Raw genomic sequence first — 11,748 nt, 5'->3', positions numbered from 1 at the left:
TTGCTTGTGAGGTTACAGTTTGGCTTTGACGGCCTCCAGCGCATTGCCATCGGCCTTGGTCGTCACCCCGGCCAACCACCCTTCCAGCAACTCGGGGTGCGCCTTCAGCCAAGCCTTGGCCGCATCATCGAAGCTCATCTTCTTGTCCACAACTTCGGCCATGATGGTGTTTTCCATGTCCAGCGTGAACTTCAGGTTACCCAGCAGCTTGGCCGCATTCGGGCAGGCTTGTGGATAACCCTTGCGGGTCAGGGTATACACCTCGCCCTTGCTGCCAAACCACTTCTCCCCGCCGGTCAGGTAATGCATCTTCAGCTTCACGTTCATCGGGTGCGGGGTCCAGCCGAGGAAAGTGATGAACTGCTGTTTCTTCATCGCTCGGTCGACCTGCGCCAGCATCGCCTGCTCGCTGGACTCCACCAGCTTCCACTGGCCGAGGTTGAATTCATTCTTGTCGATGATTTCCTTCAACGACAGGTTGGCCGGTGCCCCGGAACCGATCCCGTACAGCTTCTTGTCGAACTGGTCGGCGTGTTTCTGCAAGTCGGCGAAATCCTTCACCCCGGCATTCCACACATAGTCGGGCACTGCCAGGGTGAACTCGGTTCCTTCCAGGTTGCGTGAAAGCTGCTGCACATCGCCGTTGGCGATGAACTTGTCATGAAAGCCCTGCTGTGCCGGCATCCAGTTGCCGAGGAAGGCATCGACGCGGCCATCCTTGAGGCCGCCGTAGATGATCGGCACGGCCAGGCTGTCGATTTTCACCTGGTAACCCAGGCTTTCCAGAAGCAGGCGGGCCAAGGCGTTGGTCGTGGCGATGTCGCTCCAGCCGGGGTCGGCCATCTTCACGGTGGTGCATTGCGCGTCGCTGTCGGCGGCGTGGGCCGTGGCGGTACCCAGGCTCAGGGCCAGGGCGAACACGGCGGCGGAGAACTTGTGCATGGCGGCCTCTTTTCTCAATCCAGGGGGGCGGGCTGTGGATAACGTGCCTTGCGCTCGAGGTCGTCGAGATCGATGTGGTTGCGCATGTACTGTTGGCTGGCATCCACCAGCGGTTGGTGGTCCCAGCTTTTCAGCTTGCCGATGGCCAGCGCCTCGGCCACCAGGCGGCGGCGCCGCTGGCTGGCAAGAACCTGCTGGCGCAGGCTGGGGATATCCCAACGTTGTTGTGCTTCATCGACAAATGCCTGCAGCAGCGCCTGGTGTTCCGGGCTGCCGGTGAGGTTCTCCCGCTCGTGCGGGTCGCGGCTCAGGTCATAGAGTAGGCATGGGTCGTCTTCGCTGTACACGAACTTGTACGGCCCGCGGCGGATCATCATCAGCGGGCCGACGGTGCCTTCGGCCATGTATTCGCCGATCACTTCGTCATGGCCGCCCTGCCCTTGCAGGTGGCCGACCAGCGAGCGGCCATCCAGGTGCAGGTGGTTATCCACAGCACCTCCGGCCAGCTCGACCAGGGTCGGCAGCAGGTCGCAGGTGGACACCGAGGCGCTGACCCTGGCTGGCGCGAAGTGCTTCGGCGCGTGCACCAGCAGCGGCACCCGCGCCGACATCTCGAACCAGTGCATCTTGTACCAGAGGCCACGCTCGCCAAGCATGTCGCCGTGGTCGCCGGAGAACACGATCAGGGTGTCGTCGGCCAGGTTGCATTCCTCCAGGGTCTGCAGCAGCAGGCCGATGTTGTCATCGATGTAGCTGCAGGCGCCGAAGTAGGCACGGCGGGCGTCACGGATCTTGTCCACAGGCAGCGGCTTGTTCCACAAGTCGTAGACCTTCAGCAGGCGCTGCGAGTGCGGGTCGAGTTCTGCCTGGTCGAATTCGGCGCGGGGCATGGGGATATCCACACCCTCGTAGCGATCCCAATAGCGCCGGGGGATGGTGTAGGGGTCGTGCGGGTGGGTCATCGACACGGTCAGGCAGAACGGTCGGCCATCGTTTTCGCGCACATGGTCGTACAGGTATTGGCGCGCCTTGAACACCACCTCCTCGTCGAAATCCAGCTGGTTGGTGCGCACGCACGGGCCGGCCTGCAGTACCGAGGACATGTTGTGATACCAGCTCGGGCGCACGTCCGGTTCATCCCAGTTCACTGCCCAGCCGTAGTCGGCCGGGTAGATATCGCTGGTCAGGCGTTCTTCGTAGCCATGCAGCTGGTCCGGGCCGCAGAAGTGCATCTTGCCCGACAGCGCGGTGCGGTAGCCAAGGCGGCGCAGATAGTGGGCGTAGGTCGGCACATCGGCGGGGAAGTCGGCGGCGTTGTCGTAGGCGCCGATGCGACTGGGCAACTGGCCGCTGACCAGGGTGAAGCGCGACGGCGCGCACAACGGGCTGTTGCAGTAAGCCGAGTCGAACACCACCGCCTGTTCGGCAAGGCGGCTCAGGTGCGGCATCTGGATCGGCGAAGAGGCGTAGATCGGCAGCAAGGGCGCGGCCATCTGGTCGGCCATGATGAACAGGATATTCGGGCGCGTCATGGTGGCTTCCATCTTTGAGGGTTATGCGAACCGCTTGCCTATCAAGATGCGACTGTGGATAACATGGGTAAAGCCCACGGTGGGCAATGACTGGGATTAGCCACGCTTATGTTTGACCACCTTGCCGAGCTGTCGCTGGATACCTTGCGCGTGTTCGAGGCCGCCGCACGGTTGCGCGGCTTTACCGCCGCGGCGCTGGAGCTGGGTACCACGCAGCCAGCGGTGAGCCAGCAAGTAAAACGGCTGGAGGCACAGTTGGGCACGCGCCTGTTCGACCGCATTTACCGGGGTATCGAGCTGACCGAGGCTGGCCAGGTGCTGTTCGAACAGGTGCATCAGGGCCTGCAGGCCATGGAGGACGGCATCGCCCAGGCCAGTGGGCGCGGCCAGCGCGAAGTGCTGCAGGTGGCTACCGACTTCGCCTTTGCGGCGTTCTGGCTGATGCCACGGCTGCAGCGTTTTCACGAGGCTTATCCACAGGTGGACGTGAGCCTGGTGACCGGTGAGCGCAGCCAGGGCATGTTGCGACCGGACATCGATGTGGCGGTGCTGTTTGGCGACGGGCGTTTTCACCAGGGCGAGAGCCGCTGGCTGTTCGATGAGGAGGTTTTCCCTGTGTGCAGCCCCCGGCTGATTCATGGCAAACCCTTGTCAGCCGTGGCTTTGCAACGATTGCCCTTGCTGCACTTGAAGGGCGAGCAGGCTAGCCGTTGGTTTGACTGGGCGGGGGTGTTTCGCGGGTTTGGCGTGGCCAGCCCGCCGCCGGCCGGGCAGTTGCGGTTTGATAACTATACGTTGCTGATCCAGGCGGCGATTGCCGGGCAAGGGGTGGCGATTGGCTGGGGGCACCTGGTGGATGGGCTGGTGGAGCAAGGGTTGCTATGCCGGCCGTTGGAGGGGAGTTTGCGCTCGGCGCGCGGGTATTACGCGGTGCTGCCACCACGCAAGCGGCGTGGGGCGTTGATCGAGCGGTTTGTGGATTGGCTGGAGCGCGAGCGCAGCCTGTGACATCCCCGGGGCCGCTTTGCGGCCCATCGCCGGCAAGCCAGCTCCCACAGGTGCTGTACAAGCCTGGGGCATGGCGCCGTCCCTGTGGGAGCTGGCTTGCCGGCGATGGGCTGCACAGCAGCCCCGGCAATCTAGACCACGAAGTTCAGATGCTCGCCCCGGTGCAAATCCAGCTCCAGCATATCCACCATCCCTGCCGCGACCCTGGCCAGGTGCCGCAACGGCTCGGCCAACCCCGGCTCCAGCGTACCTTCGGTGCTGCGAAAATGCTCCATCCCCAACCCGGCCAGTTCCTGCGGGGCATTGATCAGCGTCCAGTGCAACGCACTGCGCTGTAACCCGTCCACCACCTGGTCCACACACTCCCGCTCCGCCTCGCTGTACTTGCCCGGCTAATCCAGCACATCGAAATCGCCCACCAGCAGCAGCCGGCGTATAGTCGTACGCTTCAGCCCCGCCACCAGCGCCTCGCTCATGCGGGCTTGCCCGGGCAGATCGCCCGGCGCCAGCGTCGACAACAGGGCAATTACTGCCGACCCGCCTGCCGCGCCCTGCTCCGCCTGGTCGGCATCGCCCAGCCCGCCTATCTTGAAATGCAGGCCGGGGCGCGGCGCGTGGCGGTTGAGGTCGTCGACCACGGCGGTGACTTCGTGCTGGCGCGACAGCAGCTCTACCATCAGGGCGTTGCCCAGGCTGCTTTCAGGCCCGAACAGGACCAGTTTGAACACTGGGGTTTCGGCGTTTTTCACTGCATCACTCCCTTTGCAGGTGGTGATGGTTGGACCGCAATCAGGAGTTATCGTGCAGAGGATCAAGGGTTACCACGCCCACGTTTACTACGACGCAGCGACCATGGACCAGGCCCGTGAACTGTGCGAGGAGGCGGCGCGGCTGTTTCCCGTGACCATGGGGCGCATGCACCAGAAACCGGTGGGGCCGCACCCGGACTGGAGCTGCCAGCTGGCCTTCGAGCCGGAGTTTGTGGGGGTGGTGCTGCCGTGGTTGGCGCTGTATCGGAAGGGGTTGGTGGTGTTCATGCACCCGCTGACCGGTGATGAACTGGCGGACCACCGTGACCATGCGATCTGGATGGGGGCGGTGCGGCCGCTGGATCTGTCGATATTTGGGGGCTAGATCTTCATGGTCTGTACTGGCCTCATCGCCGGCAAGCCAGCTCCCACAGGGATATCACAGGGCCTGAGGGCGGCGCTGTACCTGTGGGAGCTGGCTTGCCGGCGATGAAGGCGACGCGGTTTAACGGCGGGCGCCGCGCACCCCTTCAGCCAGTGCCGAGCACAGGCTCAATACATCGTTCACGGCCTGATCGGCATCTTTGGCCTGGGCAATCTTGTCGACCAGTGCCGAGCCCACCACCACGCCGTCCGACAGGCGGGCAATGGCCGCAGCCTGCTCCGGCGTACGAATGCCGAAACCAACGCTGATCGGCAGATCGGTATGCCGACGTAGGCGGGCAATGGCTTCGGTCACGTGCTCGGTGGTCGCCGAGCCGGCGCCGGTCACACCGGCCACCGACACGTAGTAGACGAACCCGGAGCTGCGCTCCAGCACGCGCGGCAGGCGCGCGTCGTCTGTGGTCGGGGTGGTCAGGCGGATGAAGTCGATACCCGCTGCCTGGGCCGGGGTCGCCAGTTCGGCGTCGTGCTCTGGCGGCAGGTCGACGATGATCAGGCCATCGACACCCGCTTGCTTGGCTTCGGCCACGAACTTCTCCACGCCAAAGCGGTGGATCGGGTTGTAGTAACCCATCAGTACGATCGGTGTGGCCTGGTTATCCACACGGAATTCGCGAACCATCTGCAGGGTCTTGGCTAGGGTCTGGCCGGCTTCCAGGGCACGCAGGGTGGCCAGCTGGATGGCCACGCCGTCGGCCATCGGGTCGGTGAACGGCATGCCCAGCTCGATCACGTCGGCACCGGCTGCCGGCAGGCCCTTGAGGATCTGCAGCGAGGCGTCATAGCCCGGGTCGCCCGCGGTGACGAAGGTGACCAGTGCCGAGCGGCCTTCGGCCTTCAGCTCGGCGAAGCGTTGTTCAAGACGGCTCATGCCTGTTTCTCCTGGGCGGCCATGTGGTTCATGACGGTTTGCATGTCTTTGTCGCCGCGGCCCGACAGGCACACGACCATCAGGTGGTCCTTGGGCAGCTTCGGTGCGCGCTTGATCGCTTCGGCCAGGGCGTGGGAGCTTTCCAGGGCCGGGATGATGCCTTCCAGGCGGCAGGTGGCGTGGAACGCATCCAGCGCTTCGTCGTCGGTGATGCTGACGTACTCGACACGCTTCACTTCGTGAAGGTAAGCGTGCTCCGGGCCGATGCCCGGGTAGTCCAGGCCGGCGGAAATCGAGTGGGCGTCGGTGATCTGGCCGTCTTCGTCCTGCAGCAGGTAGGTGCGGTTGCCGTGCAGCACGCCCGGTACCCCGCCGTTCAGGCTGGCGGCGTGTTTGTCGGTGTGCACGCCATGGCCACCGGCTTCGACGCCGATGATCTGCACGCTTGGCTCTTCGAGGAACTCATGGAACAGGCCCATGGCGTTGGAGCCGCCACCGACGCAGGCAACCAGACTGTCTGGCAGGCGGCCTTCCTTCTCTTGCAGCTGGGCGCGGGTTTCCTTGCCGATGATCGACTGGAAGTCGCGGACCATGGCCGGGTACGGGTGCGGGCCGGCCACGGTGCCGATCAGGTAGAAGGTGTCTTCGACGTTGGTGACCCAGTCGCGCAGGGCCTCGTTCATGGCGTCCTTCAGGGTGCCGGTGCCGGCGGTGACCGGGACGATCTCGGCGCCCAGCAGCTTCATGCGGAACACGTTGGCCTGCTGGCGCTCGATGTCGGTGGCGCCCATGTAGATCACGCAAGGCAGGCCGAAGCGGGCAGCGACGGTGGCGGTGGCCACGCCGTGCATGCCGGCGCCGGTTTCGGCGATCAGGCGCTTCTTGCCCATGCGCTTGGCCAGCAGCACCTGGCCAATGCAGTTGTTCACCTTGTGCGCGCCGGTGTGGTTGAGTTCTTCACGCTTGAAGAAGATCTTCGCGCCTCCGCAGTGCTCGGTCAGGCGCTCGGCGAAGTACAGCGGGTTGGGGCGGCCGATGTAGTCGCGCTGGAAGTAGGCCAGCTCTTCGAGGAACTTGGGGTCTGCCTTGGCCGCTTCGTATTCGCGGGCCAGGTCCAGCACCAGTGGCATCAGGGTTTCGGCCACGTAGCGGCCGCCGAACGAGCCGAACAGGCCGTTGGCGTCGGGGCCGGGGCGGTATTGGGACTGGGTCATGGGGCGCTCCAGGGCGTAATGAATGAGTGATGGGCTTTACTCTAACCACGGCAAGCCCGGCTGAAAACCGATAAGATTGCGCAAACTTGTCAGAAAAACTCACAGGTAAAATGGCCCACGACCTCCCTCCCCTAAACGCCCTGCGGGCCTTCGAGGCTACCGCACGGCTCAACAGCGTCAGCCAGGCGGCCGAAGCGCTGCACGTCACCCATGGCGCCGTCAGCCGGCAGATCAAGGTACTTGAAGAGCACCTGGGCGTCGCGCTGTTCGTGAAGGACGGGCGTGGCATCAAACTCACAGATGCCGGCGTACGTCTGCGCGATGCCAGTAGCGAAGCCTTCGACCGCCTGCGCAGCGTGTGCGCCGAGCTCAGCCACGATGTCAGCGAGGCGCCGTTTGTGCTGGGCTGCTCGGGCAGCCTGCTGGCGCGCTGGTTCATCCCGCGGTTGGGGCGGTTGCAGGCGGATTTGCCTGAGCTGCGCCTGCACCTGTCGGCCGGTGAAGGCGATCTGGACCCGCGGCGGCCAGGGCTGGATGCGCTGCTGGTGTATGCCGAGCCGCCATGGCCGGCGGACATGCAGGTGCATGTGCTGGCCGAGGAGCGCATCGGGCCGGTGCTCAGCCCGCATTTCGCCGGTTTCGAGCGCTTGCAGGGCGCGCCGGCCAAGGCCTTGCTGGGCGAAGCCTTGCTGCATACCACCTCGCGTCCGCAGGCTTGGCCGACCTGGGCGCTGGAACAGGGGTTGGAGCCGGCGACCCTGCACTATGGCCAGGCTTTCGAGCACCTGTATTACCTGCTGGAAGCTGCGGTGGCCGGGTTGGGTGTGGCGATTGCGCCGCAGCCGCTGGTCGCTGATGACCTGCGGGCGGGCCGTTTGAATGCGCCATGGGGCTTTTCACCTACCCCTGCGGCATTGGCGCTGTGGGTGCCCAGGCGCGCCGCGGACGGGCGCGCCGAGCAGTTGGCGCAGTGGCTAAGGGCAGAACTGGCGCGACAGGGCGCTTAGTTGCGTTTGCACATCAGGTACGCCGCCAGCAGGCCTAGCGCGCCAATGGCGACGCCGGCGGTGGTGTACGGGTGTTCCTGGGCATAGTCGCGGGTGGCGATGCCGGTCTGGCGGGTGCGGTGCTTCACTTCCTCGTAGGCATCGCTCAACAGGTGGCGCGAATGACGCAGGGCACTCTCGGCGTTGCTGCGGATTGCCTTCACCGATTTCTGGGACTCCTCCGACGCATCATGCTTGAGGTTTTCCAGGCTTTTCAGAAGGCTCTCGATCTCCGCTTCCATGCTTTCCAGGGACGTTCTACGCAGCGAATTGCGGTGCATGTTGACTCTCCTTTGCAGTATGGACTGTAAGGATTGCGACCGTGGGCCCGCGGGAAAGTGCGATCGAACTTTCGCCAATGGTGACCGCTCGCAGGTAAACCAGGCCTGCGCTGCTAGGCTCAATCTCACCATCATCCGAGGAGAGCGCTCATGACCGATCATCACACCTACAAGAAGATCGAACTGGTGGGGTCTTCGACCACCAGCATCGAAGAGGCGATCAACAATGCCCTGGCCGAAGCCGGCAAGAGCATCAAGCACCTGGAGTGGTTCGAAGTGATAGATACCCGTGGCCATATCCGTGACAACAAAGCGGCGCACTTTCAGGTCACGCTGAAGGTCGGCTTCCGTATCGCCAATAGCTGAAACACTGCCGGGCTGGATGAGCCCGGCATGATGGGGTATTTAGGGAGGGGGCGCCTTGGCGGGCGCCCTTTCTGATTTCATCTGCACAAGGAAAGCGAGTGATGAACAAACTGATTCTGGCGCTGGGCCTGATGACCCTGGCCGGTGGTGCGCTGGCGGCGGGCAAGCCGTGCGAGGAGCTCAAGGCAGAGATTGCGGCCAAGCTGGATGCCAAGGGTGTTACCGGCTACAAGCTGGAGATCGTCGACAAGGGCGACCCGGCCGGCAAGGTGATTGGCAGCTGCGAGGCTGGTACCAAGGAGATTGTGTACCGGCGCGGCTAATGTGCTGGCTTCTTCGCGGGCTCGCCCGCTCCCACAGGTACTCCACAGGTTCCAGCATCTGTGCATTCCCTGTGGGAGCGGGCAAGCCCGCGAAGAAGATCACGCGGTCTTGAGAGCCTGCGCCATCAGTTCATAGGACCGAATCCGGTCCGCATGCTCATACAAATCACAGGTAAAGATCAGTTCATCTGCCCCGGTCTGCTCCAGCAGCACTTCCACCTTGGCCCGCACCTTCTGCGGACTGCCGATCATCGCCAGGCCGAGGAAGCTGCCCACCGCATCCCGTTCATGGGGTAGCCACAGCCCGTCCATGCTTTCCACCGGCGGCTTCTGCATCAGGCTCTGCCCGCGAATCAGCGCAAGGATGCGCTGGTACACCGACGTGGCCAGGTACTCGGCCTTTTCGTCGGTTTCCGCCACCACCATGGGGATGCCCAGCATCACATACGGCTTGTCCAATGTGGTCGAGGGCTTGAAGTGGTTGCGGTACACGCGGATCGCCTCGTGCATGTAGCGCGGCGCAAAGTGCGAGGCGAAGGCGTAGGGCATGCCGCGCATGCCGGCCAGTTGAGCGCTGAACAGGCTGGAGCCGAGCAGCCACATCGGTACGTCGGTGTCGTGCCCTGGCACGGCGATCACTTTTTGATCATCGGTACGCGGGCCAAGGTAGCGTGACAGTTCCTCGACATCGTCCGGGAAGTCATCCGGGCCGCCGGCGCGGTCGCGGCGCAGGGCGTAGGCGGTCATCTGGTCGGAACCTGGCGCGCGGCCCAACCCCAGGTCGATGCGCCCCGGGTACAGGCTGGCCAGGGTGCCGAACTGCTCGGCGATCACCAGCGGCGCATGGTTGGGCAGCATGACCCCGCCAGAGCCCACGCGAATGCTCGAGGTGCCCCCGGCCAGATAGCCGATCAGCACCGAAGTCGCCGAACTGGCGATGCCGTCCATGTTGTGGTGCTCGGCTACCCAGAAGCGGTTGTAGCCAAAGCGCTCGACGTGCTGCGCCAGGTCCAGCGAGTTGCGCAGCGACTGCGCCGGGCCGGCGTCGGCGCGTACCGGCACCAGGTCGAGGGTGGAAATCTTCAGGTCACGCAGCTGCGTCATGGAGCCTCCGCAAAGGTGTTTGGCCACAGGCCTTTTCAACTCTGTATGGGCACATTCGACGGATTCAATGCTTGCCGTGCGATTGCTCTGAACTTGCCGTAGGCGGCTGACCTCTGAAGCCATAAGCATGTAACCCGAGACCAGGAGGCATCATGAAAAAGACAGCATCGGCGATCTGGCAAGGTGGCCTGAAGGACGGCAAAGGCCTGCTTTCTACCGAAAGCGGCGCGCTAAAGCAGAACCCCTACGGCTTCAATACCCGTTTCGAGGGCTCGCCCGGGACCAACCCGGAGGAGCTGATCGGCGCGGCGCACGCCGGCTGCTTCTCGATGGCACTGTCGATGATGCTGGGCGAAGCGGGGTTCACCCCGGACAGGATCGACACCGCTGCCGAAGTGACACTCGACAAGCAAGCTGATGGCTTTGCCATTACGGCGGTGCATCTGGTGCTCAGGGCCAAGGTGCCTGGGGCGAGTGAAGCGCAGTTCTTGCAGATCGCCGACAAGGCCAAGGCCGGGTGCCCGGTGTCCAAGGTGCTGAACGCGAAGATCAGCCTGGATGCGGCGCTGGTGGGTTGAAGCAGTGCAATGAGGGCGGTTTGTTGTAGTCTAAACAGCGTCGGCAGCACGCTGCCCTTTCAGGAGCCGTTTCATGATTCGCGTAGCAATCACCGTGTTGGCTTCCCTGGTCGCCACATCTGCGTTGGCGGCGGTCAAGCCGTGCGAGGAGCTCAAAGCCGAGATCGAGGCCAAGATCCAGGCCCAGGGTGTTTCGTCCTATACCCTGGAGATCGTGCCCAACAGCGAGGTCAAGGACCAGAACATGGTCGTCGGGACCTGCGATGGTGGGACCAAGAAGATCATTTATCAGAAGAATGATCGGTAGGTTCAGGATTTTGGGGGCCGCTTTGCGGCCCTATCGCGACACAAGGCCGCTCCTACAGGGATCGCGTATCTCCTGTAGGAGCATGCAGCCCCCAGGTCAAGGAATGCAAAACACCTCGCTAGGCTCGTTCACCACCACCTTGCGGCTGCCGTCATACAGCAGCACCTGCGGTTCCATCACCGGCGCCCGTGCCTCCAGGCGATAGCGTTCACCGGCCTTGAAGTTGTCAAAGCGCACGGTCAGGTAGCAGGTACGGTCCCTGGGCTGGGTCATGAGGCCGCCCCCATATATCTCGTAATCGAAGCGCACTACCAGTTCGTGCTTGCCTGGCGTCACCTGGAAGTAGCGGCCATCCTCCAGGCGCTTGCCGTCGAGGCGGTCGGCCATGATCACCCTGCCGGGAGTCATGGTGTACAGGTCGACCCAGGCCTGCTTGGGGTCGACGGGCGGCAAGGGGCTGGCGCAAGCCCCCAGTGCACTGAGGGCGATCAGCATCATGGGCTGGCGCATGGCAAGACTCCCACTTGCGATTCATAGGCTACAAGCATAGCGCCGTTTGTGCGTTTCAGGTGCGCTGGCAGCCTGCAGGCAAGCCCTGGCCAACCAGTTTTTGCTGATGGTCGTAGAGTTTGATCCAGGGGCGGAAACCGATGCTGCCAGCCTGCAGCTGGTAGCGCTGGCCGGCACTGAAATCCTTGAAGGTCAGCTTGACCTGGCAATCCCGCCACAACGGCTCCTCGACCGGGCCGATATTGCTGGGGGTAACCGGAAACTGGTAGCGCACGGTCAGCTCGTGGCTGCCGGGCTGTACTTCGAAGTAACGGCTGTCGGCCCAGTCGCGCTCATCTACCTGCACGGCGTGCAGCGAGGTGTTGTCGTAGGGCGTGAGGTCGATCCAGGCCTGGTTCGGGTCCGGGTCTGGCAAGGTCGAACAGGCGGATATCAGCAACAGTGAGCCGGTGACCAACAGTGCACGCATGGCG

Annotated in this window: 15 protein-coding genes and 1 pseudogene; 7 read left to right on the top strand and 9 right to left on the bottom strand. The window is 63.7% G+C overall.

The window, feature by feature from the left end:
- Positions 1-12 precede the first annotated feature (12 nt).
- Both choX and betC read right to left on the bottom strand, forming a co-directional pair.
- Positions 13-942, bottom strand: a complete 930-nt coding sequence (choX, locus tag CAG22_RS19880) for a choline ABC transporter substrate-binding protein (RefSeq protein WP_085706003.1) — start codon at positions 940-942, stop codon at positions 13-15.
- A gap of 14 nt (positions 943-956) precedes the next feature.
- Complete coding sequence (gene betC, locus CAG22_RS19875) at positions 957-2,474, bottom strand: choline-sulfatase (RefSeq protein WP_085706002.1); 1,518 nt, start codon at positions 2,472-2,474, stop codon at positions 957-959.
- A gap of 108 nt (positions 2,475-2,582) precedes the next feature.
- Between betC and CAG22_RS19870 the strand changes: the two genes are divergently transcribed.
- The gene (locus CAG22_RS19870; RefSeq protein WP_085664219.1) at positions 2,583-3,482 is read left to right on the top strand and encodes a LysR family transcriptional regulator; all 900 of its coding nucleotides are present in this window, start codon (positions 2,583-2,585) and stop codon (positions 3,480-3,482) included.
- Positions 3,483-3,613: 131 nt separating this feature from the next.
- Here CAG22_RS19870 and CAG22_RS19865 read toward each other — a convergent pair.
- Positions 3,614-4,231, bottom strand: a pseudogene (locus tag CAG22_RS19865) (NAD(P)-dependent oxidoreductase).
- Between the two features lie 52 nt (positions 4,232-4,283).
- Between CAG22_RS19865 and CAG22_RS19860 the strand changes: the two are divergent.
- Positions 4,284-4,616, top strand: a complete 333-nt coding sequence (locus CAG22_RS19860; RefSeq protein WP_013970278.1) for a DOPA 4,5-dioxygenase family protein — start codon at positions 4,284-4,286, stop codon at positions 4,614-4,616.
- Between the two features lie 120 nt (positions 4,617-4,736).
- Here CAG22_RS19860 and trpA read toward each other — a convergent pair whose 3' ends face one another.
- Both trpA and trpB read right to left on the bottom strand, forming a co-directional pair.
- Positions 4,737-5,546 (bottom strand): tryptophan synthase subunit alpha, encoded by an 810-nt coding sequence (gene trpA / locus CAG22_RS19855; protein ID WP_085588898.1) that lies wholly within the window; start codon positions 5,544-5,546, stop codon positions 4,737-4,739.
- Positions 5,543-6,760, bottom strand: coding sequence for a tryptophan synthase subunit beta (gene trpB / locus CAG22_RS19850; protein WP_015268451.1), 1,218 nt, complete (start codon positions 6,758-6,760; stop codon positions 5,543-5,545). The genes trpA and trpB overlap by 4 nt, the downstream gene beginning before the upstream one ends.
- 110 nt (positions 6,761-6,870) lie before the next feature.
- Between trpB and CAG22_RS19845 the strand changes: the two genes are divergently transcribed.
- Positions 6,871-7,767: a LysR family transcriptional regulator gene (locus CAG22_RS19845; protein ID WP_085665589.1), complete on the top strand. Its 897-nt coding sequence runs from the start codon at positions 6,871-6,873 to the stop codon at positions 7,765-7,767.
- Here the strand turns inward: CAG22_RS19845 and CAG22_RS19840 are convergent.
- Positions 7,764-8,087 carry a YqjD family protein gene (locus tag CAG22_RS19840; RefSeq protein WP_003261039.1) on the bottom strand — a complete coding sequence of 108 codons (324 nt, stop codon included), beginning with the start codon at positions 8,085-8,087 and terminating at the stop codon, positions 7,764-7,766. The genes CAG22_RS19845 and CAG22_RS19840 overlap by 4 nt on opposite strands.
- Positions 8,088-8,237: 150 nt before the next feature.
- Between CAG22_RS19840 and CAG22_RS19835 the strand changes: the two genes are divergently transcribed.
- Positions 8,238-8,453 carry a dodecin gene (locus CAG22_RS19835; RefSeq protein WP_013970282.1) on the top strand — a complete coding sequence of 72 codons (216 nt, stop codon included), beginning with the start codon at positions 8,238-8,240 and terminating at the stop codon, positions 8,451-8,453.
- A gap of 101 nt (positions 8,454-8,554) precedes the next feature.
- The gene (locus CAG22_RS19830; protein WP_003261041.1) at positions 8,555-8,776 is read left to right on the top strand and encodes a DUF1161 domain-containing protein; all 222 of its coding nucleotides are present in this window, start codon (positions 8,555-8,557) and stop codon (positions 8,774-8,776) included.
- Positions 8,777-8,875: 99 nt separating this feature from the next.
- Here the strand turns inward: CAG22_RS19830 and CAG22_RS19825 are convergent, their stop codons facing one another.
- The gene (locus CAG22_RS19825) at positions 8,876-9,880 is read right to left on the bottom strand and encodes an LLM class flavin-dependent oxidoreductase (RefSeq protein WP_085588901.1); all 1,005 of its coding nucleotides are present in this window, start codon (positions 9,878-9,880) and stop codon (positions 8,876-8,878) included.
- A 152-nt stretch (positions 9,881-10,032) separates the two neighbouring features.
- Here CAG22_RS19825 and CAG22_RS19820 point away from each other — a divergent pair, with 152 nt between their 5' ends.
- Positions 10,033-10,458 (top strand): OsmC family protein, encoded by a 426-nt coding sequence (locus CAG22_RS19820; protein ID WP_013970285.1) that lies wholly within the window; start codon positions 10,033-10,035, stop codon positions 10,456-10,458.
- A 73-nt stretch (positions 10,459-10,531) separates the two neighbouring features.
- The gene (locus CAG22_RS19815; protein WP_003261043.1) at positions 10,532-10,765 is read left to right on the top strand and encodes a DUF1161 domain-containing protein; all 234 of its coding nucleotides are present in this window, start codon (positions 10,532-10,534) and stop codon (positions 10,763-10,765) included.
- A 96-nt stretch (positions 10,766-10,861) separates the two neighbouring features.
- Here the strand turns inward: CAG22_RS19815 and CAG22_RS19810 are convergent, their stop codons facing one another.
- Together CAG22_RS19810 and CAG22_RS19805 are read right to left on the bottom strand one after the other, a co-directional pair.
- The gene (locus tag CAG22_RS19810) at positions 10,862-11,275 is read right to left on the bottom strand and encodes a hypothetical protein (protein WP_013970286.1); all 414 of its coding nucleotides are present in this window, start codon (positions 11,273-11,275) and stop codon (positions 10,862-10,864) included.
- 55 nt (positions 11,276-11,330) lie between these two features.
- Positions 11,331-11,744: a hypothetical protein gene (locus CAG22_RS19805; protein ID WP_015268455.1), complete on the bottom strand. Its 414-nt coding sequence runs from the start codon at positions 11,742-11,744 to the stop codon at positions 11,331-11,333.
- Positions 11,745-11,748: the final 4 nt, after the last annotated feature.

It is taken from the genome of Pseudomonas sp. B8(2017), from assembly GCF_002113575.1.
Taxonomy (GTDB): Bacteria; Pseudomonadota; Gammaproteobacteria; order Pseudomonadales; family Pseudomonadaceae; genus Aquipseudomonas; species Aquipseudomonas putida_Z.
The sequence above is the reverse complement of the archived record's forward strand: the minus strand, read 5'-3'. Positions and strand labels throughout refer to the sequence as shown.

Excerpts from the sequence above, each read along its gene's own strand:
- trpB (WP_015268451.1), bottom strand. The coding sequence starts at position 6,760 with ATGACCCAGTCCCAATACCGCCCCGGCCCCGACGCCAACGGCCTGTTC.
- CAG22_RS19840 (WP_003261039.1), bottom strand. The coding sequence starts at position 8,087 with ATGCACCGCAATTCGCTGCGTAGAACGTCCCTGGAAAGCATGGAAGCG.
- CAG22_RS19825 (WP_085588901.1), bottom strand. The coding sequence starts at position 9,880 with ATGACGCAGCTGCGTGACCTGAAGATTTCCACCCTCGACCTGGTGCCG.
- betC (WP_085706002.1), bottom strand. The coding sequence starts at position 2,474 with ATGACGCGCCCGAATATCCTGTTCATCATGGCCGACCAGATGGCCGCG.
- CAG22_RS19810 (WP_013970286.1), bottom strand. The coding sequence starts at position 11,275 with ATGCGCCAGCCCATGATGCTGATCGCCCTCAGTGCACTGGGGGCTTGC.
- CAG22_RS19820 (WP_013970285.1), top strand. The coding sequence starts at position 10,033 with ATGAAAAAGACAGCATCGGCGATCTGGCAAGGTGGCCTGAAGGACGGC.
- CAG22_RS19805 (WP_015268455.1), bottom strand. The coding sequence starts at position 11,744 with ATGCGTGCACTGTTGGTCACCGGCTCACTGTTGCTGATATCCGCCTGT.
- CAG22_RS19815 (WP_003261043.1), top strand. The coding sequence starts at position 10,532 with ATGATTCGCGTAGCAATCACCGTGTTGGCTTCCCTGGTCGCCACATCT.
- CAG22_RS19845 (WP_085665589.1), top strand. The coding sequence starts at position 6,871 with ATGGCCCACGACCTCCCTCCCCTAAACGCCCTGCGGGCCTTCGAGGCT.
- CAG22_RS19835 (WP_013970282.1), top strand. The coding sequence starts at position 8,238 with ATGACCGATCATCACACCTACAAGAAGATCGAACTGGTGGGGTCTTCG.
- choX (WP_085706003.1), bottom strand. The coding sequence starts at position 942 with ATGCACAAGTTCTCCGCCGCCGTGTTCGCCCTGGCCCTGAGCCTGGGT.
- CAG22_RS19830 (WP_003261041.1), top strand. The coding sequence starts at position 8,555 with ATGAACAAACTGATTCTGGCGCTGGGCCTGATGACCCTGGCCGGTGGT.
- CAG22_RS19870 (WP_085664219.1), top strand. The coding sequence starts at position 2,583 with ATGTTTGACCACCTTGCCGAGCTGTCGCTGGATACCTTGCGCGTGTTC.
- trpA (WP_085588898.1), bottom strand. The coding sequence starts at position 5,546 with ATGAGCCGTCTTGAACAACGCTTCGCCGAGCTGAAGGCCGAAGGCCGC.